The organism is Novosphingobium sp. NDB2Meth1 (assembly GCF_900117425.1).
Taxonomy (GTDB): Bacteria; Pseudomonadota; Alphaproteobacteria; order Sphingomonadales; family Sphingomonadaceae; genus Novosphingobium.
Genome location: NZ_FPEH01000032.1, coordinates 391,081 through 412,836, shown reverse-complemented (window position 1 = coordinate 412,836; position 21,756 = coordinate 391,081). Strand labels below are relative to the sequence as shown.

Annotated in this window: 21 protein-coding genes; 17 read left to right on the top strand and 4 right to left on the bottom strand. The window is 62.0% G+C overall.

The window, feature by feature from the left end; all coding sequences use genetic code 11:
* Positions 1 to 3: 3 nt before the first annotated feature.
* Positions 4 to 765: a competence/damage-inducible protein A gene (locus NDB2M1_RS20135; RefSeq protein ID WP_072384529.1), complete on the bottom strand. Its 762-nt coding sequence runs from the start codon at positions 763 to 765 to the stop codon at positions 4 to 6.
* Positions 766 to 855: 90 nt separating this feature from the next.
* Positions 856 to 2,334: a DUF2306 domain-containing protein gene (locus NDB2M1_RS20130; protein ID WP_072384528.1), complete on the bottom strand. Its 1,479-nt coding sequence runs from the start codon at positions 2,332 to 2,334 to the stop codon at positions 856 to 858.
* Between the two features lie 197 nt (positions 2,335 to 2,531).
* Between NDB2M1_RS20130 and NDB2M1_RS20125 the strand changes: the two genes are divergently transcribed.
* Complete coding sequence (locus NDB2M1_RS20125) at positions 2,532 to 3,071, top strand: MarR family winged helix-turn-helix transcriptional regulator (RefSeq protein ID WP_072384710.1); 540 nt, start codon at positions 2,532 to 2,534, stop codon at positions 3,069 to 3,071.
* 298 nt (positions 3,072 to 3,369) lie between these two features.
* On the opposite strand, the gene NDB2M1_RS20120 is transcribed toward NDB2M1_RS20125, so the two are convergent.
* On the bottom strand, positions 3,370 to 4,896 hold the full coding sequence (locus tag NDB2M1_RS20120; protein ID WP_072384527.1) for a flavin-containing monooxygenase: 1,527 nt from the start codon (positions 4,894 to 4,896) through the stop codon (positions 3,370 to 3,372).
* A 122-nt stretch (positions 4,897 to 5,018) separates the two neighbouring features.
* Between NDB2M1_RS20120 and NDB2M1_RS20115 the strand changes: the two genes are divergently transcribed.
* Positions 5,019 to 6,002, top strand: coding sequence for a magnesium and cobalt transport protein CorA (locus NDB2M1_RS20115; protein ID WP_072384526.1), 984 nt, complete (start codon positions 5,019 to 5,021; stop codon positions 6,000 to 6,002).
* On the opposite strand, the gene ung is transcribed toward NDB2M1_RS20115, so the two are convergent.
* Entirely contained in the window at positions 5,999 to 6,688 is a 690-nt protein-coding gene (gene ung, locus NDB2M1_RS20110) for a uracil-DNA glycosylase (protein WP_072384525.1), read from the bottom strand. The two genes, NDB2M1_RS20115 and ung, sit on opposite strands and share 4 nt — an antisense overlap.
* A 101-nt stretch (positions 6,689 to 6,789) precedes the next feature.
* Between ung and NDB2M1_RS20105 the strand changes: the two genes are divergently transcribed.
* The 15 genes from NDB2M1_RS20105 to NDB2M1_RS22255 all read left to right on the top strand — a co-directional run bounded on the left by NDB2M1_RS20105 (position 6,790) and on the right by NDB2M1_RS22255 (position 21,719).
* Positions 6,790 to 8,106: a UDP-glucose dehydrogenase family protein gene (locus NDB2M1_RS20105; RefSeq protein ID WP_072384524.1), complete on the top strand. Its 1,317-nt coding sequence runs from the start codon at positions 6,790 to 6,792 to the stop codon at positions 8,104 to 8,106.
* A 62-nt stretch (positions 8,107 to 8,168) separates the two neighbouring features.
* Positions 8,169 to 8,786 carry a ribonuclease D gene (locus NDB2M1_RS20100; RefSeq protein ID WP_072384523.1) on the top strand — a complete coding sequence of 206 codons (618 nt, stop codon included), beginning with the start codon at positions 8,169 to 8,171 and terminating at the stop codon, positions 8,784 to 8,786.
* A gap of 36 nt (positions 8,787 to 8,822) precedes the next feature.
* The gene (locus NDB2M1_RS20095; RefSeq protein ID WP_072384522.1) at positions 8,823 to 9,467 is read left to right on the top strand and encodes an LPS export ABC transporter periplasmic protein LptC; all 645 of its coding nucleotides are present in this window, start codon (positions 8,823 to 8,825) and stop codon (positions 9,465 to 9,467) included.
* Between the two features lie 10 nt (positions 9,468 to 9,477).
* Complete coding sequence (locus tag NDB2M1_RS20090) at positions 9,478 to 10,065, top strand: LptA/OstA family protein (protein WP_072384521.1); 588 nt, start codon at positions 9,478 to 9,480, stop codon at positions 10,063 to 10,065.
* A gap of 454 nt (positions 10,066 to 10,519) precedes the next feature.
* On the top strand, positions 10,520 to 11,563 hold the full coding sequence (locus NDB2M1_RS20085; protein ID WP_072384520.1) for a Gfo/Idh/MocA family protein: 1,044 nt from the start codon (positions 10,520 to 10,522) through the stop codon (positions 11,561 to 11,563).
* A gap of 47 nt (positions 11,564 to 11,610) precedes the next feature.
* On the top strand, positions 11,611 to 12,183 hold the full coding sequence (locus NDB2M1_RS20080; RefSeq protein ID WP_072384519.1) for an SIS domain-containing protein: 573 nt from the start codon (positions 11,611 to 11,613) through the stop codon (positions 12,181 to 12,183).
* Between the two features lie 9 nt (positions 12,184 to 12,192).
* Complete coding sequence (locus NDB2M1_RS20075) at positions 12,193 to 13,008, top strand: hypothetical protein (protein ID WP_072384518.1); 816 nt, start codon at positions 12,193 to 12,195, stop codon at positions 13,006 to 13,008.
* Complete coding sequence (locus tag NDB2M1_RS20070) at positions 13,005 to 13,793, top strand: inositol monophosphatase family protein (RefSeq protein ID WP_171955459.1); 789 nt, start codon at positions 13,005 to 13,007, stop codon at positions 13,791 to 13,793. The genes NDB2M1_RS20075 and NDB2M1_RS20070 overlap by 4 nt, the downstream gene beginning before the upstream one ends.
* A 6-nt stretch (positions 13,794 to 13,799) precedes the next feature.
* Positions 13,800 to 14,468, top strand: a complete 669-nt coding sequence (locus NDB2M1_RS20065) for an acylneuraminate cytidylyltransferase family protein (RefSeq protein WP_072384516.1) — start codon at positions 13,800 to 13,802, stop codon at positions 14,466 to 14,468.
* A gap of 10 nt (positions 14,469 to 14,478) precedes the next feature.
* A complete protein-coding gene (locus tag NDB2M1_RS20060; protein WP_072384515.1) occupies positions 14,479 to 15,414 on the top strand; it encodes a phosphoglycerate dehydrogenase in 936 nt (311 codons plus the stop codon).
* A 1-nt stretch (position 15,415) separates the two neighbouring features.
* A complete protein-coding gene (locus tag NDB2M1_RS22755; RefSeq protein ID WP_171955458.1) occupies positions 15,416 to 16,408 on the top strand; it encodes an alginate O-acetyltransferase AlgX-related protein in 993 nt (330 codons plus the stop codon).
* 70 nt (positions 16,409 to 16,478) lie between these two features.
* Entirely contained in the window at positions 16,479 to 17,948 is a 1,470-nt protein-coding gene (locus tag NDB2M1_RS20050) for an oligosaccharide flippase family protein (protein WP_072384513.1), read from the top strand.
* 37 nt (positions 17,949 to 17,985) lie between these two features.
* Entirely contained in the window at positions 17,986 to 18,846 is an 861-nt protein-coding gene (locus NDB2M1_RS20045) for a hypothetical protein (RefSeq protein WP_072384512.1), read from the top strand.
* Between the two features lie 31 nt (positions 18,847 to 18,877).
* The gene (locus tag NDB2M1_RS20040; protein WP_143146849.1) at positions 18,878 to 20,266 is read left to right on the top strand and encodes a hypothetical protein; all 1,389 of its coding nucleotides are present in this window, start codon (positions 18,878 to 18,880) and stop codon (positions 20,264 to 20,266) included.
* Positions 20,267 to 20,426: 160 nt separating this feature from the next.
* The gene (locus NDB2M1_RS22255) at positions 20,427 to 21,719 is read left to right on the top strand and encodes a hypothetical protein (RefSeq protein WP_143146848.1); all 1,293 of its coding nucleotides are present in this window, start codon (positions 20,427 to 20,429) and stop codon (positions 21,717 to 21,719) included.
* The last annotated feature ends 37 nt before the right edge of the window (positions 21,720 to 21,756 follow it).

Genomic DNA, 21,756 nt, shown 5'->3' with positions numbered 1-21,756 from the left:
CGCTCAAATCCCCCCCGGCACCGCCTCGCGGCCCAGCGCGGTCAGGCCCTCGACTAGCACGGACGAAACCGCATCCAGCACCGCCTGATTGGTCGAGCGGATCACGAAGTTCGCGCCCACCCGCCCTTCGCGGAAGAACGGATAGCTGCCGATCTGGCATCCGTCATGGTTCTTCTCGGTCTCGCGCAGCAGGTCCGCCACTTCGCTTTCGGCCACCCAGCAGCCAACCGTGGTCGAAAGCAGCGGTGCGCCGCCTTCCAGCGTCCCCGTCAGCCCGTCGAGCATCTGCGCGGTGATTCCGGGCACGCCCGCCATCAGGAACACGTTGCCGACCTGAATTCCCGGCGCGCCCGAAAGCCGGTTGGGAATGAGGTCTGCGCCTTCGGGCACCCGCGCCATGCGCAGCCGCGCCGGATTGATCCCCCCGCGGGTTGCGTAATAGCGCGTCAGCATAGCTTCGGCTTCGGGATGGATCACCACCGGGACGCCCAGCGCCTCGGCCACCGCATCGACCGTGATGTCATCATGCGTCGGCCCGATCCCGCCCGTGGTGAACAGGTAATCGTTGCGCGCCCTGAGCGCGTTCACCGCCTCGATGATCGCCGCCATGTCGTCCGGCACGACGCGCACTTCCCTGAGGCGGATGCCCTGCACCCCCAGCCACGTCGCCACTTGCGCGATGTTCTTGTCGTGCGTGCGGCCGGAAAGGATCTCATCGCCCACGACGATCAGCGCGGCGGTCCAGATGCGGGAGGTGTCGGTCATGCCCGCAGCGATAGCGCAAACCGGAATGGGCGCAATGGGCCTTTCGCGCAGGGTGAAGACTTGGCCGGACCATGCCGTCCGGACCGCGCCTTACGAGATCAGGCGTGAACGGGTTTCCCGGCTGGACATCATCCGGACAAAGCCTGTGAAGGTCGGCGTCAGGATCGCGGCACCCGCTGCCAGCACATAGCCGTGGCCGCGCGCGACATAGTATGCGGGGATGACATCGAGCGCCTGCCACAGCACATGGCCCCAGAGCAGCAAGGCCGGCGCAAAGGCGAAGCTGACGGCAAACACCATGGCCTCGCGCCACAAGCGCTCGTTGCCGCGCAGCTGGAAGTGGAGGGCGAGCAAGGCAAAGCCGGCCAGCGACAGACCCGAGACGCTGTAGAAGCCGCCGCCGGCGGTCACCGCCATGCTCGGCTCCCCCAGCTGCCAGCCCCAGACAAGCTGCTGAAGACCTGCCGCAATCGCGCTGGCGTAGAAGAGCTGCCGCGCACGGCGCGAGTGCTCGTTGCGGATCATCAGCCACACGCCGGAAAGGATCGCGGCGCATAGGATCAGGCCGAATGCGGCCGTTTGCAGCGGCTTGCCCGCGTAAAGCATGGCATCGGCAGCCAGCGTGCTCGCAGGGGCGATCGCCCTTGCCGCGCTCCAGCCGCCCAGACCAGGCTGGCTCATGTACATCGCCAGCGATGTTGCCGCCGCCGCCCCGGCTGCCAGAGCGACAAGCACCTTGAACGCGATCGGCTGCGGCGCAAGCACTACCGGTTCACGGCGAACCGGGCACGATGCGCGGTTCCAGGCAAACACGGCATAGCCGATCAGCAGGCACTGCCAGAAGGTCAGGATATTGACGAGATTGTTGACCTCGCCCTGTGTCAGGTGCGGATAGACCATGCCGAGCACCGCCCAGTCCAGCCGCTGGATCGGGGCATTCAGGAAGGCCATGAAGGTATAGATCTGAAAGCCCAGATGCAGCGCAATGTTGCGCCTTTTCAGGAAGATGATTGCCAGTGTCTGGGCAAGCACCGTGCTCGCCGCGAGGAACCAGAGCTGGATGTGGAAGGCAAAGCCCTGATAAGTGTTTGCGATGCCGGTGTGGACCAAGTGGTACATCGCCGCGAAGGCCATCGTGTAACAGCTCAGGATATAGACCCCGCCAATCGCGCGGTGGGCCTTGCGGTGCCTTTTGCGAAGGCCGGGGGTGAACTGGAATATGCCCAGAATGAGCAAGAGGCCGCCCAGCACCATATGAACGCTCAGCACCGATTTCTGCACCGGAGTCATCGTGCTGTAGTACCGGACCGGATCGGTGTTGCCGTTGCTGCCGAAGCCGAACCGGGTGCCCGTCACCATCGCTGTCAGATTGTTCCACAGCGGGTAGGCTCGCATCGCGTCTCCGGCGACATCACGATAAGGCGCACCCCGATTGCCTGCCGCTTCGACCTTGTCCAGCAGGCGTGCTTCCGCCGGATCGGCGTTGATCGGCAGTTGCCGATATCCCGCGTCCCAGACCAGCAAGCTGTAGAACGCCAGCATCACGCAGAACGGAAGCCACAGCAGCAAGACTTTCGGTTTCGGGACCAATATGTGCCGCGGAAATTTCAGCGCCTGCGTGGCCATTATCTCTCTCCCGATACGTGATCGCGGCGGGAGTCGCTTGCTTCCGCTGGTCGGTACATAGAAGATCGATGTTGCACACGCAACATCGATCTTCTTGGAGGTTGCTTGGCGCATGTCCGGAATCCGGCTAGCGGTGGATGATGAGCGATCCCAAGCCAGCCCCGCTCGATCGCGGGATGTTTCTTGTCGAGGTGGAAGACTGGCGCACGGGAGAAACCTTCCAGACGCTGAGCATCTCGCGCACGCCGGCGATGCTGCTGTCGTTCGCAGCAAACAGGTTTACCGAAGCGGCTTCGGACTACTTTGCCGAGCGGCTTGGTCTCGGCACAGTGGACTGGCGCATGCTGCTCCTGCTGGCACGTCTGCCCGGGATCACCGCCGCACAGGCATCGAAGACGATCGGTGTCGACAAGGGGACCGTAAGCCGCTCCGCCAGCCGCCTGACGCGCCGCAACCTGATCACCGCAGGCGAACTGCATGCCAATGGCCGCAGCCGCAGTCTCTATCTCACTTCGGCTGGCCGCGAGATGCACGACCGGATTCTCGAGATTGCGGTGAACCAGCACCTCGAACTGCTGCGGGGCTTTACGCCCGAAGAGGCAAGGCTGATGGCGGACCTGCTGCGCCGCTTCACCCGAAATCTTGAAACCGTGCTCGAACAGGGTCGCCCACCGCGCTGACCACCCGCCCCACAAACATCTTTCCTACAGGCCCCCACCGGGTGCATGATCCGGCCAGCTCTTTGAACCGTGGTTTCCTTCCCAGGCTGCACTAGGCCCGCCCTCCCGACGCCAGCATAGCCGGGCGGCAGGCGCGGCGCGACCGCACCGGGGATAACAGACGCACCTGTCAGTCATTCCCGCGGCGTGTTGGATGCTTTCAGGCTGATTATGTCGTAAAATCAGTAAAATAGGGCATGTTGGCCGAGGTTGGCACTTTTCTCTCTGGACTGTGTCAACCGTGTCAACCTCCCGGCGCTCACTCCGCCGGTTCGACCACCTCGCCTGCCGCTTCAGCCAATGCGCCGGTTGCTTTGCCGAAGTGCATGATCCCGTCGTCGAGCGGGTTCTCCTTCATGTACTTGCGGTCCCAGACATAGTCCTGGTTGAGCCGCCACGGCATGTCCTTCGCGTTCTTCGGCTGGATCGCCAGCCCACGCTGGATGTAGCCCGAGGAGAGGTCGAGCGGAGTGTCCGGCGTCAGCGTGCTCTCGTCGGTCAGCACCGGTGTCGCGCTGTCCGCGCCCACTTTCTTCATGTGGTTGAGCAGGCGGCAGACGTAGTCCGCGTCGATGTCGGCGCGCAGCGTCCACGAGGCATTGAGGTAGCCGAAGACTTGCGCGAGGTTGGGCAGGTTCGAATACATGCAGCCCTTGTAGTACCAGCGCTCGTTCATCCGCACCGGCTCGCCATCCATGCCGAGCGCGATCTTGCCCGCCATGGCCAGCGCGAGGCCGGTGGCGGTGACGATCACGTCGCAGTCGAGCCGCTTGCCCGATTTGAGCCGGATGCCCTGCGCGTCGATCCGCTCGATATGGTCGGTGACGATGTCCGCCTTGCCCGCCTTCATCGCGCTGAACAGGTCGCCATCGGGCACGAGGCACAGGCGCTGCTCCCACGGATTGTAAGGCGGCGTGAACGTGGCGGCGTCGTACTTCGGGCCGAGCGCTTCCTTGAGCTTCCTCGTCAGAAAGTCTTTCACCTTCTGCGGCTCGTTGCGGGCGCGCTTGAACACGATGCTCTGCATCGTCACGTTCTTGAAGCGCGTGATCTTGTAGGCGAGCTTTTCCGGCAGGACCTTGCGCAGCATGTTGGCGATAGCATCGCGCGCGGGGCGGATCGCGTACCAGGTCGGGGTGCGCTGGAGCATCGTGACGTGCGCGGCCTTCTGCGCCATCGCCGGAACGATGGTGACCGCCGTCGCGCCCGAGCCGACAACGACCACGCGCTTGCCGGTGTAGTCGAAGTCTTCCGGCCAGAACTGCGGGTGGATGATCTTCCCCGCAAAGTCCTCGCGGCCGGGGATCGCGGGGTCATAGGGCGTGTCGTAGTCGTAATAGCCCGAGCCGAGATAGAGGAACCGCGCGGTGGTCCGGCTGCGCTGGCCGTCTGCCGCCTCGGTGGTGATCACCCACCAGGCGTTGGCGCTTTCCCAGTTGGCCGAGACGACTTTGGTCTCGAAGCGGATGTGCTGGCGGATCGCCCGCTCGTCGACGATGCGGTTGAGATACTCGAGGATCGCGGGGCCGTCGGCAATCGACTTCTCGTGCTTCCACGGCTCGAAGATGAAGCCCAGCGTGTGCATGTCGCTGTCGGAGCGGACGCCGGGGTAGCGGAACAAGTCCCAGGTGCCGCCAAGCTGGGGGCGGCGCTCGAACAGGGCGTAGCTGCGGTCGGGGCAGATCATCTGCATGTGCGCGGCCATGCCGATGCCGGACAGGCCTGCGCCGATGATCGCGACGTCGATGTCCGGCTGCCCGCTGCGGCGCGTGCCCTCGAAACCCATGGTGTTCTCCCAAGCTATTGACATGCATGATAGCAGCAGGAGGAACGATTGCCAGTCTGTTTCACTGGATGATTAAACGCAGATGATTGCACTTTCCGGGGCGCCGCGACAGAAGGAACGCCATGCCGATCATCGCCGCGCGCCGCTATACCGAGGGGAAGCCCGATCCGGCCGATCTGGCGCTGACGGGCGATCCGGCACCCGAGGCAACTCTGCCGCGCGGGTGCTTCGACTGGATCGGCCTCTGCGATCCCACCGATCAGGAAATGGCGCGGGTCGCGCGCCAGTTCGGGCTCCATCCGCTGGCGGTCGAGGATGCGCTCAATCCGCGCCAGCTGCCCAAGGTCGATCTCTATGGCCAGCAGCTCTTCGTCGTGGCGCGCACCGCGATGATGGATCCGGGCGGCAATACGATCACCTACGGGCAGACCTCGATGTTCCTCGGCGCCCAGTTCATCGTGACGGTGCGGATAGGTTCGGCCCGCGCGCATGCCGATCTGCGCCGGGCACTCGAAGCGGATACCGAGCATCTTGCAGAGGGCGCGGACTACGTGCTCCACGCCGTGCTCGATTTCATCGTCGACGGATATCTTCCGATTGCCGATCAGTTCGAGGAAGTGGCGCACGCGATCGAGGAAGCGGCGATCGACCAGTTCCCCGATCCCGCCACGATCCGCCGCATCTTCCGCCTTCGCCGCGAGCTTCGGCGGTTCGAGCGGATCATCGGGCCGATGGAGGAACTGACCGAACGCCTTGCCGAGGCGGACCTCCCGGTGATCGATCCTTCCGCACGAATCTGGTTCCGCGACGTGCTCGATCACGTCCGCAGGGCAATGGCGCGGATGCAGAGCCTCAAGGAAACGCTGGCGGTGACGGTCGAGACGGCAGGCCTGCTCGAACAGCATCGGCAGGGCGTCATCACCCGCCAGCTCGCGGCCTGGGCTGCGATCCTTGCGGTCCCGACGGCGATTGCCGGCATCTACGGGATGAACTTCGACAACATCCCCGAACTGCACTGGCGCTGGGGCTATGCAATGGTTTGGGGGCTGATCATCGTGATCTGCGGCGGACTGCTCTGGCGGTTCCGCCGGATCGGCTGGCTTTAGGCCGGCAAGCGCCAGTCGACCGGGGCGGTGCCCTGTTCTTGCAGAAACGCGTTGGCCTTGCTGAAGTGCCGGCATCCAAAGAAGCCACGGTGCGCCGAGAGCGGGCTCGGGTGCGGGGCTTCCAGAATCAGCTGCGGGCCAGTGCTTGCTTCGCGGATCAGCGGCGCCTTGCTGCGCGCATGGCTGCCCCAAAGGAGGTACGCGCATGGCGCGCCGCGCTCGGCCACGGCGCGGATCGCGGCATCGGTAAACAGCTCCCAGCCTTTGCCTTGGTGCGAGCCGGCTTGGCCCGCCTCGACGGTGAGCACGGTGTTCAGCAGCAGCACGCCGCCTTGCGCCCAGCTTTCGAGGTGGCCGTGCATTGGGCGTAGCAGACCAAGATCGGTTTCCTGTTCCTTGAAGATATTGAGCAAGCTAGGCGGCACCGGCACACCCGGGCGCACCGAAAAGGCAAGCCCATGCGCCTGGCCGGGCCCGTGGTAGGGATCCTGCCCGAGAATGACCACGCGCACGTCAGGCAGCGGTGTCAGCGCGAGTGCGGCGAGCCGCGTGCCGGCGGGCGGATAGATGGTCTTGCCCGCTGCCTCCTCGGCCTTGAGAAAGCCGCCGAGGGTGCGCAGCGGGCGGCTGGCAAGGACGGGTTCGAGCGACGGGCGCCAGGTTTCCGGGATGGAGCTGCTTGTCATAAAGCCGCAGCGTTAGCGTTCCAGCGGCCCATCGGGAATACCGTTTGCATGGGCACCGGGCGGATTGCTAACGGGCGGAGCCCAGTTTCGAGGATACGCGCATGAAGATCGCAATGGTGGGTTCAGGCTATGTCGGGCTCGTCTCGGGTGCCTGCTTTGCCGATTTCGGTCACGATGTCGTTTGCATCGACAAGGATGCGAGCAAGATCGAGCGGCTTCGTGCCGGAATCATGCCAATCTACGAGCCCGGTCTTGCCGAACTTGTCGCCACCAACGTGCGCGGCGGGCGTCTCACGTTCTCGACCGATCTTCCGGCCTCGATCAAGGATGCCCAGGCGATTTTCATTGCAGTCGGGACGCCTTCGCGGCGCGGCGACGGCCACGCGGACCTGTCATATGTCTATGCTGTGGCGCAGGAGATTGCCGACAACCTGATCAATCCGGCAGTGATCGTCACCAAATCGACCGTCCCGGTCGGCACGGGCGATGAAGTCGAGCGGATCATCCGCGAGCGCGCGCCAGACGCACAGTTTGCCGTCGTTTCCAATCCCGAATTCCTGCGTGAGGGCGCCGCGATCGGCGATTTCAAGCGGCCCGACCGTATCGTCGTCGGCGCCGAGGGCGAATGGGAACGCGGCGTGATGTCCGAGGTCTATCGCCCGCTTTTCCTCAACAAGGCGCCGCTGCTGTTCACTGGCCGCCGCAGTTCCGAGCTGATCAAGTACGCCGCCAACGCGTTTCTTGCGACCAAGATCACCTTCATCAACGAGATGGCGGACCTGTGCGAAAAGGTCGGGGCGGACGTGCAGGACGTTTCGCGCGGCATCGGACTTGATAACCGCATCGGTTCGAAGTTTCTCCACGCCGGGCCGGGCTATGGCGGCAGCTGCTTCCCCAAGGACACGTTGGCGCTGCTCAAGACGGCGGAGGATTTTGCCAGCCCGGTACGCATCGTCGAGGCGGTGGTGCGGGTTAACGACAGCCGCAAACGGGCGATGGGCCGCAAGGTCATCGAGGCAATGGCAGACGCCGGAGTCGGGGAACCGCGCGGGCGGAAGATTGCGCTGCTGGGCCTCACCTTCAAGCCGAATACCGATGACATGCGCGATGCGCCCTCGATCGCGATCGTGCAGGCGCTGCTCGATGTTGGCGCGGAGATCGTGGCGTACGATCCGGAAGGCATGGAAGCCGCTGCACCATTGATCCCGCAAGTCACCATGGTCGGAAACGCCTACGAAGCGGTCACCGGTGCTGATGCTGTGGTGCTCGTGACCGAATGGGACGCCTTCCGAGGCATCGATCTCGATCGTGTCGGGCAACTCGTGCGCAGCAAAGTGCTCGTCGATTTGCGCAATGTCTACAATCCCGACGAGGTGCGCGCGGCCGGATGGCACTATAGCAGCGTTGGACGGACATAAGTCCGCCGTCGGAGCCGATTCCCCCGCTTGCCGCCACTGCGACGAAAGCCTAAGCGCAACGGATGGCTGTTTATCTTCACGAAGAGGACCTGCCCGCAGGCGTGCTCGCCCCGGGTCCGGTTGCTGTTGATACCGAAACGATGGGGCTGGTCACCGCGCGTGACCGGCTCTGCCTGCTGCAGATTTCCGATGGTCAGGGTGACGAGCATCTCGTCCGCTTCGCGGCGGGGAGCGATTATGCTGCGCCGAACCTGCGCGCGGTGCTCGCCGATCCGGGGCGCCTGAAGCTCTACCACTTCGCGCGCTTCGATCTGGCGGCAATTCAATACTATCTCAAGGTCATGGCTGCGCCGGTGTTCTGCACCAAGATCGCGTCCAAGCTGGTGCGCACCTACACGGATCGGCATGGGCTCAAGGAACTCGTGCGCGAACTGTTGGGCAAGGAGATCTCCAAGCAGCAGCAATCAAGCGACTGGGGCGCGCCGACGCTGAGCGACGCGCAGCAGGATTACGCTGCCTCGGACGTGCGCTATCTCCACGCCATGCACGGCATCTTTGTGGAGCGGCTGGCGCGGGAGGGGCGCACCGAAGTGGCGCAGGCCTGCTTCGAGTTCCTGCCGACCCGGTCGCTGCTCGACATTGGGGGCTGGGCCGACCGGGATATCTTCAGCCACGAATGAGGGCATGCCCGTGATCTGCACCGGAGAACACGCACGATGACGCAGAAGGCGGACACTCTGCGCGGTCGTCGCCAGCAATTCGCGGCGCCTGGAGGTCTACACGATCGCATGGTGCGTCTGGTCGCGGTCGGCATGCCGTCGCTGATTGGCGCGCTTCTCGCGGTGCTCGTGATTGCACCGTTTTCTCCGCGTGGAGACATCAGCTTCCTGCTCGACCGCAACAAGGTGGCGATGGTCAATGACCGGCTGCGGGTGGTAAGCGCCTTGTATCGCGGGCAAGACGACGCCGGGCGGAACTTTTCCGTAACCGCCGGCAGCGCAGTGCAGCATTCGGAAAAGCGCGACGAGGTCGAGATGCGCGACATAACCGCGCGGGTGCTGCTGAACGATGGACCGGCGAGCCTCACGACCGGGGCCGGGATCTATGATTTCGCCAAGCAGAAGATCGCGGTGCCGACTCCGGTGAATTTCGAGACCTCGGACGGCTATCGCATGGTGACCGACGGTGCGAACATCGACATCGGCAAGCGCATGCTGGTGAGCCGGGGCCGGGCGGAGGGGCGCATTCCCGCTGGCACTTTCTCCGCCGACAGGATAGACGCTGATCTCGAAGCGCGGACGATCACGCTCGAGGGCCACGCCCGCCTGACGATGGAACCTGGCAAGCTGAAGATGCCCTGATGGCGATGGAATGACCAAGCTGATCGAAGCCTTGAAGGAAGCGCGGCCGCTGCGATCGTTCGCGATCGGTTTTGCTGCAAGCGCCGCGCTGGTAGCCGGAGCGCAGCATCTTGGCGCGCAGGCGATTGCGGCGCACAACAGCAAGGCGCCGGTCAATTATGCTGCGGACCGGATCGAGCTGCAGGACAAGCAGAACCGTGTCGTGCTCTCCGGAAATGTCGATATCACCCAGGCCGATCTCACCCTGCGCGCGGCACGTACGACAGTTGCCTATACCGATGCCGGTTCGCTGCAGATCCAGCGGATCGACGCGACCGGGGGCGTGATCGTGACTCGCGGCAACGAACGCGCCAGCGGCGATGTCGCGGTCTATGATTTCGACCGCAAGATCATCACGATGGTCGGCAATGTAGCTCTGCGCCGCGGGACCGATACCCTCAATGGCGGGCGTCTGGTGATCGATCTCAACACGGGCATCTCGAACATCGACGGTCGTTCATCCGGCGGTGCAGTGTCTCCCTCCGGGACAGCCGGCGAGCCGGGGGCAACGCGTAGCGGGGGCCGGGTCAGCGGCAGCTTTTCGGTTCCGAAAAACTAACCCCGAGCGATGCTTGGAGCGCAGTTCGCAAGGCTCGGCGACGCCACTCCCGGCGTGAGAGAAATACGTACATTGCCTAAGTACGCTTGGTTCTATTTTGCTTGCCATTGTGCAATGCAATATGCCACAAGACATATATCGGATAGGTTCCGTGCTGCAGACTCCACCGTGTCGGTGGGCAGTGGTCTGGGTGGAGATCGTTACTATGGCCTTCAGTCGGAGTCGGCACATTTCCGCCCGGTCTCGCAGCCGGGGTGACGAGCGCCACCGATAGACGAGGCAGGGGGCAGAGATCCGTATTTCGTCATGATTCTGCAAAATTTTTCGGCACATACCGCGCAGCGCCAATGTGGCCGCTCTTCAACGAGGCAATTGGAACTGCAGCGCGGATCGATACACCCATGTGGCGCTTGCGCGTGATGCGCGGCGGTCGGATTCTTCGGAGTAGTTTCGCATGATCAAGGTTGGAATCATCGGGTACGGCAAGATGGGCCGGCTGCGGCATGACCGGATCGAGGCATCCGGGCGCGGTGTCGTTGTGGCCGTGCACGATCCCTTTGCCCAGCCGACCGATCTGCCCGACAGCATCCGGCTCTATGACGACTGGGAAGAGCTTGTTGCCGATCCGGAAATCGAGATCATCTTCATCGCGACTGCCAACGTCTACAACAAGCCGGTCACCATCGCCGCAATGCGGGCAGGAAAGGCCGTGTTCTGCGAAAAGCCGCCGGCACTGACCGGTCAGGACGTTCGGGATATCCGCGAAGTCGAGCGCCAGACCAAGGCCAAGCTGATGTACGGCTTCAACCACCGCCATCATGGTGCGGTGAAGCACATGCGAGGGCTGGTCGACAGCGGGCAGTACGGGCGGATCTTGTGGATGCGCGGGCGCTACGGGAAATCGGTCGATGCCGACTTCCTGAAGGGCTGGCGTGCGGACAAGGGCCTCTCGGGCGGCGGAATTCTGATCGACCAGGGCATCCACATGCTCGACCTGTTCCTCCACCTCGGCGGCGGGTTCGACGAAGTGCAGGCGATGGTCTCCAGCGTCTACTGGCATCAGCCCGGCATCGAAGACAATGTCTTCGCGCAGATGCGCAACAAGAAGACCGGCCTCGTTGCCTCGCTCCATTCGACGATGACCCAGTGGCGCCACCTGTTCAGTCTCGAAGTGTTCATGGAGCGGGGCTACATGGTCCTCAACGGGCTCAAGACGTCGAGCAACTCCTATGGGCAGGAGCAGCTTGTCGTCGCGACCAACCGCTCGAAAGCTCCGGCTGCGCACTGGGAAGACGAGGAACGCTTCACCTACGAGATCGATACCTCGTGGGACGAAGAAATGCGGATCTTCTTCGATGCCGTGGAGAAGGGCCTGCCGATCACTGCGGGCAGCTCTGCCCATGCGCTCGAAGTGATGGAGCTGATCGACCGCATCTACGAGAACGAGCGCCTCGATTCCGAGCTGCTCTACACCGACCTCAACGCCAAGCTGGCCTGAATCGCGGCCCTGCCGCGCGGCGCCGATTACCGGAAGGAGTGACCACCATGAGCAAAGAGTTCCTTGACGCCTATTTCGAGGACTATCGGCGGCTTGCCTTCCCGGCTGAAGTCTATCCGCTGATCGAGCAATACCGCGATCTCGCAGCGCGCGTGCGCGACGCCGGCGGCAAGCAGATGTTCGCGGGCAACGGTGCGAGCGCCTCGGCCGCCGAGCACGGCGCGGTCGACTTCACCAAGCAGGGCAAGGTTCGTTCGATGACCTTCCATGATCCGAACTTGATCACCTGCTTCGCCAACGACTTCGGCTACGACCACTGGATGGCCAAGGCGATCGAACATCACTGCAAGCCCGAAGATGCGGTCGTGCTGATTTCGGTTTCGGGCACCTCGCCCTCGGTCGTCAACGCCGCACGCTTTGCGCGCGATGCTGGCCTGCCGGTGGTGAGCTTCACCGGCCGTGATCCCAACAACCCGCTCAAGCAGCTTTCGGACCTCGCGTTCCACGTGCCGAGCGATGCCTACAACCTCGTCGAATGCGTGCATTGCATTTGGATCACGGCGACGATCGACCTGATGATCGGCAGCCCGGTCTACGAAACGCGTGCCTACGAACTCTGATCCAGGGGAATGACCGAAAGCAGCGAGCGCGTGACGCCTGGGGATCTCCTCGCGCTGCGGGCCGGGCGCGCGCGCCGCGTACTTGCGCCTGCCGACCTGCCGGCTGACCCGGCTGCCGCCTACGCGCTGGCAGCCGAGACGGTCGGGCAGGCAGGCAAGCCTGTTGCCGCCTGGAAGCTCGGCGCGACGACCGCCGGTACGCGCACGACCTTCGTGACCGAGACGATCTATTTCGGCGCCCTGCATGGTGAAGAAGTCTGGGTCGCGGGGCAGAGCCCGGCCCACATGCCCCCGCCGGTGTTCCGGGCCGAAGCGGAAATAGCCTTCCGCCTTGCGCTCGACATAGCTGCCGCCGATGCGGTCGATGTCGCAGCAAGCGCACCATCTGCGGCGCTGTTCGATGCGTGGACCCCCGCGCTGGAGGCGCCGTACTCCTGCATCGTCAATATCCCGGAAGCCGGACTGACCGCGCTTCTTTCGGACCGCTGTGCCGCAGGCGCGCTGTTTCTCGGTCCGCCGCGCGACAATATTCGCGACAGCGCCATCGACAGCGAGATCGCGATCCTGATCGATGGAGTGGTGGCCGCAGCGGCAACCGCGCCGAAGGCGCTGCTGATGAGTCCGATCGAAGCCGCGCGCGGGTTCATCATCGAGGCGGGGCGCCAGGGTGTTTCGCTAGCACGCGGGCAGTGGATCTCGACCGGCGGGATTACACCATGCATCGACTTGCCGAGCGACGGAACGCCGATCGGCCTGTCCTTCGCGGGGGAGGCGGTATTCACGCTGGATCTGGTCCCGACGCCAGAGGCAGGCGGCCAGGCATGAGCCCGAGCCCGAGCCCGAGCCTTGCCCGTCTGACCGCACTTGTCGCGGAAGCCGCCGGCATGGCAGCGGGTGCACGACCGCAGGCGATCGAACAGAAGAGCCTGCATGATTTCGTGACCGACATGGATCGGCGGCTCGAAGATCACTTGCGCGGCGTGCTCGAACCGATGTTCGGCGTCCCCGTTCTGGGTGAGGAAAGCATCGCCGAGGATGAGACCCTGCCCGCGCGGGCGGTGGTGGTCGATCCGCTCGATGGAACCAGCAACTGGATTGCCGGCCTGCCCTTCGCAGCCGTGTCGGTCGCCTATGTCGAAAACGGCAAAAGCCTGCTCGGAGCCGTCGTCGCCATCGGTTCAGGCACCGTCTATGCTGCCGAAGCCGGGCAAGGCGCATGGCGCGACGGGCAGCGGCTTGCGCTGGCAGGCACTGCGCCGCAATCGTTGATGGCACTCTCCACCGGTCTCCTCGATGTGCTCGATGGCAGCGATGGTTTCCGGGCGGTCCGCCGTTTCGGCAAGCTGCGCAATTTCGGATCGCAGGCCTTGCAGCTTTGCGCTGTGGCGCAAGGCGCGCTCGCGCTGAATGCCTCGATCGAGGCGCGTCTGTGGGATGATGCGGCGGGCCGACTGATCGCTGCGGAGGCAGGCGCTGTCTATCGCGCGTGGGTTGATCCCGCCGATGCTGCACGTCCCGCCGCCAAGCAGCGCTGCCTCGCCGTGCATCCTGCCATAGCGGACGAGGCCGCCGCGATCCTCACACCTTTCCTTCGATCCAGCCGGAGTTGACCGCCGATGGGCAAGACTATCGCCATGATCCCAGCCCGCATGGGCTCGCAGCGCCTCGCCAAGAAGAACCTGCGCGAATTGCAGGGCGTGCCGCTCATCGTACGGGCGATCCGCAAGTGCCACGAGGCCGGCTGCTTCGATGAAATCTGGGTCAACTCGGAAAACGCCGAGTTCGGGCCGATCGCCGAGGCCGAGAATGCCCGGTTCCACCAGCGTCCTGAAGAGCTCGGCAACAACAACGCCACGTCGGAAGACTTCGTGACCGAGTTCTTCAACGTCCACGACTGCGAGCGCCTTGTGCAGGTACACTCGATCGCCCCGCTGCTCACCGCGGCCGAAGTTCGCGATTTCGTCGTCGCGTGGCAGGGCAGCACGCACGACGTGATGCTCTCGTGCATCGAGGATCAGATCGAAGTCGCGTTCAAGGGTGTCCCGGTCAACTTCACGTTTGCCGAGAAGACCAACAGCCAGGACCTGACCCCGGTGCAGCGCATCACCTGGTCGATCACCGGCTGGACCCGCGAGACCTTCCTTGCTGCCAAAGCCGCAGGCCAGACCGCTACCTATGCCGGTTCGGTGGGCTTCTTCGCGGTCAGCGCCATCTCGGGCCACGTGATCAAGACGCAGACCGATCTCGACGTGGCCGAGGCGCTGCTCGCCGCGGCACAAGGGTAAGGCCGAGCCGATGACCAAGCGCATTCTCGTCTCCAACATCATGATGCTGAACGAGCGCCCCCGTTTCGAGGCGGAAATCCGCGCGCGCGGCTGGGAACCGGTGTTTCCCGAGGTCGACCAGTTCCTCAGCGAGGAAGCCTGCCTCGGCTTCGCTGGCCAGTTCGATGGCTGGCTCGCCGGTGATGACCGCATCACCCGGGCCGTGCTCGAAGCGCACCTGCCGCGGCTCAAGGGCATCGCCAAGTGGGGCACCGGGCTCGACAGCATCGATCTTGCCGCCGCCGCCGAACTCGGCATCCCGGTCAAGAACAGTCCGGCGGCCTTCTCCGAAGCCGTCGCCGAAGTGGCGATCGGCTACATGCTGATGCTAACCCGCTCGCTGCTGGCGATCGACCAGGGTGTCCGCGCCGGCGGATGGCCCAAGCCGCGCGGGCTGGGCCTGTTCGGCCGTACGCTCGGCCTGATCGGCTATGGCGCGATCGGCCAGGGCATCGCCCGCCGCGCGCGGGGCTGCGGGATGACGATCATTGCACACGATCCGCCGCTTGCGGCTGCGCGGCCCGACATGGAGGGCGTCACTTTCATGGACGTCGACGCATTGATGGCCGAGGCCGACGTCATCGCACTCGCCTGCAACCTGACCGCCGAGAACCGTCACATCGTCAACGCCGCGCGGCTGGCGCGGATGAAACCCGAAGCCATCGTGGTCAACGTCGGCCGCGGCCCGCTGGTCGATGAACCCGCGCTGATCGCTGCCCTTCAGGCCGGGCAGATCGCCGGCGCCGGGCTCGACGTGTTCGAGGAGGAGCCGCTGCCGATGACCAGCCCGCTGCGCAGCCTGCCGAACGTGGTGCTGGGCAGCCACAACGCCAACAACCTGCATTCGGCGGTCGAGCATGTGCATGCCAACACGCTGGCGAATCTCGACGGAATTCTGGCCGATTAAGATGCGAGCGGCAGTCGTCTCGGGGCTGGCTGCGATGGTGTGGCCGAACAGGCAGCGGCGGGTTAACTTTACCAATCCGCTTAATGGTAGGCGCTGGCTAAGCCTGCTCGCCTCCGATCCGCGTCATGGCATCCGTTTTCACCCGAATCTTTCGCTTGACCGGCGCGAGCTCGGTTTCAGCTTCCGCTCCAACGCGCTTGGTCTGCGTGGACCCGCTGCGCCGGATGCGCCGCAAGTCCTGCTGGGAACTTCTTTCGCAATGGGCTTGTCGGTGGACAATGGCGAGAACTGGTACGAGCAGATACTTGAGTCCGGCCAGTGGTTCAACGCGGCGATGCCAGTTGGACCGCTCAACCAGATCCGCTTGCTGGAGGATGTCTACACCGGCAGCGGCGATGCGTTGCTGTATCTCTATCATCCCAATCTCTGGAAAACGGCGCAAGGCTACCTCGCGGCAGACCGCGAAGGGCGCGATATCTTCAGCATCATGCGTTGGAAGGCAGACCACGCCAGCACGTTGAAGCTCATCCCGCGCTGGCTTGCCAAGGAAGGGGCCAAAGCCACCTCTGGCCTCTCCCATTACGCCCGGATCGATGGCGAACCGTGGTTCTTCAACGCAGCCTACTGCCATCTCGAGTTGGACCAGAACAAGGCGCTGTTCGACACGGTCGCAGGACACCTCGACCAGCTCTTCACCCGCTTCAAAAAGGTTGTTGTGCTGCGGGTGCCGATCAAGGAGGAACTCGCGGCCGACTGCGGGTTCTCGCCGAGGCTGACGCTGCTGGCGCAAGGTTACGACCGCTTCTGGGATGCCTTCCGGGTTCGGCTGGCACCCCATGTCGAGGCCCATGCGCTCCCCTGCAGTGCGTTCGGATTCTCCGACTTCCTTCCCTACGACACGCATTGGAGCGCGCGCGGCAACGCGACATTCTGCCGCCTTGCGGCCCCGCTCCTGCGCGGTGCCGGGCTCACAGGAATCATTGAGCGTGACTGACCGGAGCGGACCCGCCCTTGGCGTTGCGAAAGGTCTTGATTCGTCCGAGGCAAAGGGCCTTGTGCGGAATATGAGCTGGTCAACGCTCGGCACGGCCGCACGCATCCTGATCGCCGGCGGCGCGCTCGCGCTTGTGAGCCGCCAGGTTACAGCTACCGAGATGGGGCTTTACGGGATCGGCTGGGCCGGCGCCTCGCTCGGTTATACCATCAGTTTGAACGGCGCAGCGCAGTCGATCATTGCGGTGCCGAACATGGAGCGCGGCCATCTGGGAGCTGCACAGTTCCTGTCACTGCTGATCGGTCTGATTACCGCTGCTGTCCTGATCGTTGTCTCCCCGTTTGCGACCGCGTTCTATCACTCGGCCGACATGGGCCATGCGGTGGTGATCGGTGCGCTGTTCGTGCCATTGATGTGTCTCGGTGCCGTCGATGTGGCACAGGCCCAGAAGAGCCTGCAGTTCTCCAAGCTCGCGCTGGTGCAGACGGCGGCTGTCGTGCTCGCCGGGATAACGTCGCTGCTCCTTGCCTATGCAGGCCAGGGCCTGCTTGCGCTGTTCGCGCTGCAGGGATTGATCGGCTTCTATGTGTTTCTCGTCGCGCGCTTCGTCGGCCTGCCTATGGGCCTGCACCGTTTCGGCATGCGACATCTGGCAGACATCCTTTCCGTCGGTGTGCACCTTTCGCTGGGAAGCCTCACCGGGGCGCTTTGGCTCAACATGCCGCAGCTCCTGATCGGCAGGGTGGCATCAGTCGAGGTTGTGGGCCTATACGTTTTCTGCTCGCGGATCGTGCAACTGGTCTTCACGCAGCTTTCGGGCATGATCAACAACGTCATTTACCCCACGTTCGCACAGTTGCGGGACAATCCGGCACAAGTGGGCGCCAGCTTCCTGCAGACAGTGCGCTTTACGTACTTTTGCCTCAATGCGCCATTGTTGATGCTGGCCGCTGCACCGAAGTCGTTTCTGGTCGTCTATGGCGGCGGCAAATGGGCAGCGGGAAGCACGGTACTGCTCTACCTCGCATTTTCACAGATGATTTTGGCACTTGGCGCGAATGTGTTTCCCACGTTTGCTGCGATGGGACGGCCAAGCGTCGCCTGGCGCTGGAACTTGTTCATCAGTGTCTTCCAGGGCCTCGGCATCGTCGTTGCTGCGCCATATGGTATTGCCGCCGTCGTCCAGTCGCTAGCGATCACGGCCTTGGTAATGCCCTTGGCAGTTTGGTGGCTTTCGAAAGTGGCGCTGTTTCGTATGCGCGATTATGCGCGAAATATGGCGCCTATCGTGCTGGCGGTGGCGCCTGCCATCTTGGTCGGTCAAATGGTCGAAGGCGCATTGCATTTGCCCCCACTGGTTGTTCTAGCCGGTGCGGCAGGTGCTGCCATCTCGCTATATGCAGGCCTTACACTGCTTATGGATGCAAGCCTCAGGCAGCACCTGTTGGGCCTTGTCGGCAAACATCAGCTGCGCAACAGATCATTTGGTCGAGTACGTGACCAAGGTCAGAATGAGTCAGGAGATCGGCCGTCTCGCTAGGGCGGGAATGCCGCATGATCAACACGGAGATCCCTCGATGAATCTCGAGCAAATGCGATTGATGGCCGGTTTCTATCTCAAGGCCTTACCGATGATGAAGATTCTGGGGCCGGTGAATGGGCGGATCAATCCGGTCTACAATCGCGATCGCGAGCAGCGCTGGGCAGAACTGCGCGCTGCAGTGGCCGGGTACGACAACTGGCTGGTGGTCGGCAACGGTCCATCCCTCCGGCTGGAGGATCTTGAGGCTCTCGGGAATATTCCGGCTATCGCTTCAAACAAGATCAACCTGCTCTTCCCCCGCACCAGTTGGCGTCCCCGGCTCTATACGATCGGAGATTCGCTGCTCATGCACAAACTTCCGGCAGAGCATTACGAAGATTTCGATCAGGTTCTCCTGCCCGATGCCTTTCACTTCATGTGCCGCGGATCGAGAAAGCTGACCTGGCGCTACTTGCTCGATCCTGAGGGCGAGCGCAAATACGTTTCGGGTAACGAAGACCTCGACCCCATGAATGGATTCTTCACGGGCTATACGATCACTGTGCCCAACATAGAGCTGGCCATCTGGGCCGGTGCAAAGCGGGTCTACGTGATCGGGATCGATCATTCCTATCGCGGCGAAAACCTCGTGGCGACAGGCAAGCGATCCACCCACTCGGGCGCGGCCGATCATTTCGACCCAAACTACCGCAAGCCGGGTGAAGTAGTAAACACGGCCCCAATCGATGGTATGGAGCGCGGGTATCAGTACGTCCGGGATCTGGCTGACAAGCGCGGCGTCCAGATCATCAACATCTCCCGAAAGTCGGCTCTCACCACATTCGAGCGCGGCACGGTGGAGGAAGCTGTGAGCGCGACGATGGGGCACAGCGCGAGCGAACCGGTATCGCCTTGAACATCACCCCTCGAAACACGCAGGACGCCTGATGACGAACAGCAAGCCGACGGTTATGATGAAGGCGATGAGCGCATCGAAAGCAGCCTCACAAGCTGGTCGGGGCCAACGGTACCGGCCTGTCGGCCAAGTGGGATCCGCGCGGCGCCAGGCCTCACGTAGCGCAGATCCGCTGACGCTGTTTGTCGTCGCAATCATGTCGCTTCTGACGGTTTCGACCCCGGCGGTGGAAGTATTCGGCGTTCCACGTATTACAGTGCTTTCAGTTCCGTTTACACTCTACATGCTGATGAGGATCGGTTGGCGCGTTGACAAACAACTGCTATTGTTTTTGTTGGCATATATTCTGGCTTTCCTACCGGCAACGATGTTTGCACTGATACGAGGAAACATAAAAATCACGTCTTTTCTGCAAGGAGGTCTCGGCCTGATTACAATGGTTGCAGCTGGAACATATTTTCTTCGGTGGCTCGAATATGCACCGCTTCAGGTAAAGAAGCGATATTTCATCAGGCTTGCCCAGATATTTCTCGCAATTATCGTAGTCGAGCAAATTTTTTACGCCCAGTTTTTCAATATAAGGCAGTATTTTTATCCCTCGAATGTATCTTGGGCGAATATTTCGCTTGACCGCGAACTGACACTCTACGGCGGCCGACCGATGAGCATGTTCTCAGAGCCGTCGCACTTCGCACGATACATCGGTCTGATGATGGCTGCATTCATCGCCGCTACACAAGGTGGGGTGGCTTCGCTGTGGTCTGGTGCGGCCTTCATGATCGCCACCAGGTCGGTTTCTTATTTCTTTGCGTTGCCGGCGATGGCGTTGCAGGCTGCTCGTACCCTGAGGGCCGACAGCACCGGATCGAAAGGGCGCAAGCGTGCGCCCATAGGCTTTAGGCTGGTGGGGATTGGTGTTCTGCTGGCTCTGGTGGCGGCTGCAGTTTCCTACACCCAGTCGGATCGCATCGCCAATGCTTTGGACAGCAGGGGGGCTGTCAGTGGCGATGGCAGCCTCAATGAACGACTATTGATTCCAATCGGATATCTCTATGATGGCGACCAGTCGGTTCTGGTTGGACTTGGGCCGACGCCACAAGATGATATGCAGAGATACGTGGTCTATAAGACGCGTTTGCTTTATAATTGGCAAAGTCTTTCGGCGGATTTTTATTCGGCCGTTTCTGCGTCGATATTCATTATTGTCGGAATGGGATATTTGGGCCTAACTGTCTTTGCGGCGATATTGTATTTTTTAATGGGTGTGCGTGGAGTGCAGTTATTTGGAGCATTTTTGTTTTCAAATCTACTAAGCTCCGGATACAATTCTACGACATCGCTTCTGCCTAGTGGATTACTGTTGGCTATCATTTTGTATCAAAAACGCATAAACTTGAATAGAGATAATATAGCAAGATAATAATTTGGCAATTTATATATTTAAATAATTTCTCCGATAGAATCTTGTATAAATAAATGTTTTCAAACGAGTTTATTATATAAATTTAAAAATTTATCTCACTGCATAGAGACTTGAGTTGGTTTTTTAATTCCAGCCATTTAACTGAGGTGGAGCATTCGTGACTGTCAACCATGGATTGTACTGCTCCAGACGACAAGCCCTGCGACTGGCGATCACAGCGATGACTTCGTCGGCGTTGCTGAGTCGTTCGTCATTTGCCAGCCAAGGTTTGTACGGTCGACCAAAGCCCTCTGATGTGATCTTGTCAGCCCGAGTGCCAAGCGCAGAAGGGCTGTTTCTCGCAAAGCTGGCAGGTGCCACCCGATGCGACTGGACATATGTTGATGGTGGCACGTTCTTTTTCGATCTGCGTCAATCCGGCATTCCCGGGGCTGGTGGCGCTATAAACATGATTCCCCAGGATTCTCCGACTGTTGCTACATATCGCACAGGACGTACTAACGATCGCAATGGGAGGTTGTTGGAGGCGCCTTGGCAGCGCGGAAAGGGTCTCTACTGGGGTTGCGTCAATAATCCCGACTTCCTCCGGCTACAGCTTGAGCGGGCCAGGAATGCGCTTGCGGCCGGTGCAGAGTGGATCCAGCATGACGACGCAGCGGGGCAGATACAGGCCGTTTCCTTCGGAGCATGCTGGTGCAATTTCTGCCGCAGGAAAGCATCGGTGCGAGGTTTTGACCTTAAACGGGCCATGTTGCAGTTTCAGACCGAAAGCACCATCGATTACGTGAAGGCCTTGCGGGCGGGTGTGAATGCGGCGGCCGGTCGTGTGGTGGTCATGTCCTGCAATAACTTCAACATGTCGTTGAGCCCGCCGACATCGCTGTTCGACTATGGCATGTGCGAGATCGGATCGGACGAAGCCGACCTTGATCGCCTCCAGCAGAAGTTCCGCCAATTCGAGCGCGATGGCTGGATGCAGGTGGTCACTTTGCGTTCGCGCGACATAAGGTTGAACCGAGCAACCATTGCCGCGGTGCACGCACTGGGGGGGGCAATGATCTTCCCCTACAATGTCTATATGACCGATGGACCGCGATACTCTGCGGATCCCGAATTGGTGGTGCCGCTTTATCGCTTTGTCCGTTTGATCGGTCCTCTGCTTGATGCATCCCGGTTCACGGATTTGAAGGCCGTTGATCTCTTTTCAACCGAATCTCTCACATCGCTTGACAATGCGGGGGTAAAGACTGTCGTGCGCCGTGCGGGTACCCGTACGCTTGTTCATTTTATTCCCGGATACCCGACCAGCAAGTCTCGGCCTTTGACCGTCCGGCTCGCTACCCCTGCGAGGGCGGTTCTTCAGTCTGCCGAGCGCACCGAACCAAGCGTTTCACAAACCGGCAGCTTTCTCGTGGCACCGTGGGATTGGAGCGTCGTAACCTTGGCCTGAAGGCAGAGCGATTGTCTTGCAGTAACGGAACGGTGCG

What these genes read in the sequence shown, in the direction of transcription:
- NDB2M1_RS20085 (WP_072384520.1), top strand. Translation starts at nt 10,520, where the DNA reads ATGATCAAGGTTGGAATCATCGGGTACGGCAAGATGGGCCGGCTGCGG.
- NDB2M1_RS20070 (WP_171955459.1), top strand. Translation starts at nt 13,005, where the DNA reads ATGAGCCCGAGCCCGAGCCCGAGCCTTGCCCGTCTGACCGCACTTGTC.
- NDB2M1_RS20115 (WP_072384526.1), top strand. Translation starts at nt 5,019, where the DNA reads ATGCCGATCATCGCCGCGCGCCGCTATACCGAGGGGAAGCCCGATCCG.
- NDB2M1_RS20065 (WP_072384516.1), top strand. Translation starts at nt 13,800, where the DNA reads ATGGGCAAGACTATCGCCATGATCCCAGCCCGCATGGGCTCGCAGCGC.
- NDB2M1_RS20050 (WP_072384513.1), top strand. Translation starts at nt 16,479, where the DNA reads ATGAGCTGGTCAACGCTCGGCACGGCCGCACGCATCCTGATCGCCGGC.
- NDB2M1_RS20060 (WP_072384515.1), top strand. Translation starts at nt 14,479, where the DNA reads ATGACCAAGCGCATTCTCGTCTCCAACATCATGATGCTGAACGAGCGC.
- NDB2M1_RS20125 (WP_072384710.1), top strand. Translation starts at nt 2,532, where the DNA reads ATGAGCGATCCCAAGCCAGCCCCGCTCGATCGCGGGATGTTTCTTGTC.
- NDB2M1_RS20095 (WP_072384522.1), top strand. Translation starts at nt 8,823, where the DNA reads ATGACGCAGAAGGCGGACACTCTGCGCGGTCGTCGCCAGCAATTCGCG.
- ung (WP_072384525.1), bottom strand. Translation starts at nt 6,688, where the DNA reads ATGACAAGCAGCTCCATCCCGGAAACCTGGCGCCCGTCGCTCGAACCC.
- NDB2M1_RS20045 (WP_072384512.1), top strand. Translation starts at nt 17,986, where the DNA reads ATGAATCTCGAGCAAATGCGATTGATGGCCGGTTTCTATCTCAAGGCC.
- NDB2M1_RS20135 (WP_072384529.1), bottom strand. Translation starts at nt 765, where the DNA reads ATGACCGACACCTCCCGCATCTGGACCGCCGCGCTGATCGTCGTGGGC.
- NDB2M1_RS20075 (WP_072384518.1), top strand. Translation starts at nt 12,193, where the DNA reads ATGACCGAAAGCAGCGAGCGCGTGACGCCTGGGGATCTCCTCGCGCTG.
- NDB2M1_RS22755 (WP_171955458.1), top strand. Translation starts at nt 15,416, where the DNA reads ATGCGAGCGGCAGTCGTCTCGGGGCTGGCTGCGATGGTGTGGCCGAAC.
- NDB2M1_RS20100 (WP_072384523.1), top strand. Translation starts at nt 8,169, where the DNA reads ATGGCTGTTTATCTTCACGAAGAGGACCTGCCCGCAGGCGTGCTCGCC.
- NDB2M1_RS20040 (WP_143146849.1), top strand. Translation starts at nt 18,878, where the DNA reads ATGACGAACAGCAAGCCGACGGTTATGATGAAGGCGATGAGCGCATCG.
- NDB2M1_RS20120 (WP_072384527.1), bottom strand. Translation starts at nt 4,896, where the DNA reads ATGGGTTTCGAGGGCACGCGCCGCAGCGGGCAGCCGGACATCGACGTC.
- NDB2M1_RS20105 (WP_072384524.1), top strand. Translation starts at nt 6,790, where the DNA reads ATGAAGATCGCAATGGTGGGTTCAGGCTATGTCGGGCTCGTCTCGGGT.
- NDB2M1_RS20080 (WP_072384519.1), top strand. Translation starts at nt 11,611, where the DNA reads ATGAGCAAAGAGTTCCTTGACGCCTATTTCGAGGACTATCGGCGGCTT.
- NDB2M1_RS20090 (WP_072384521.1), top strand. Translation starts at nt 9,478, where the DNA reads ATGACCAAGCTGATCGAAGCCTTGAAGGAAGCGCGGCCGCTGCGATCG.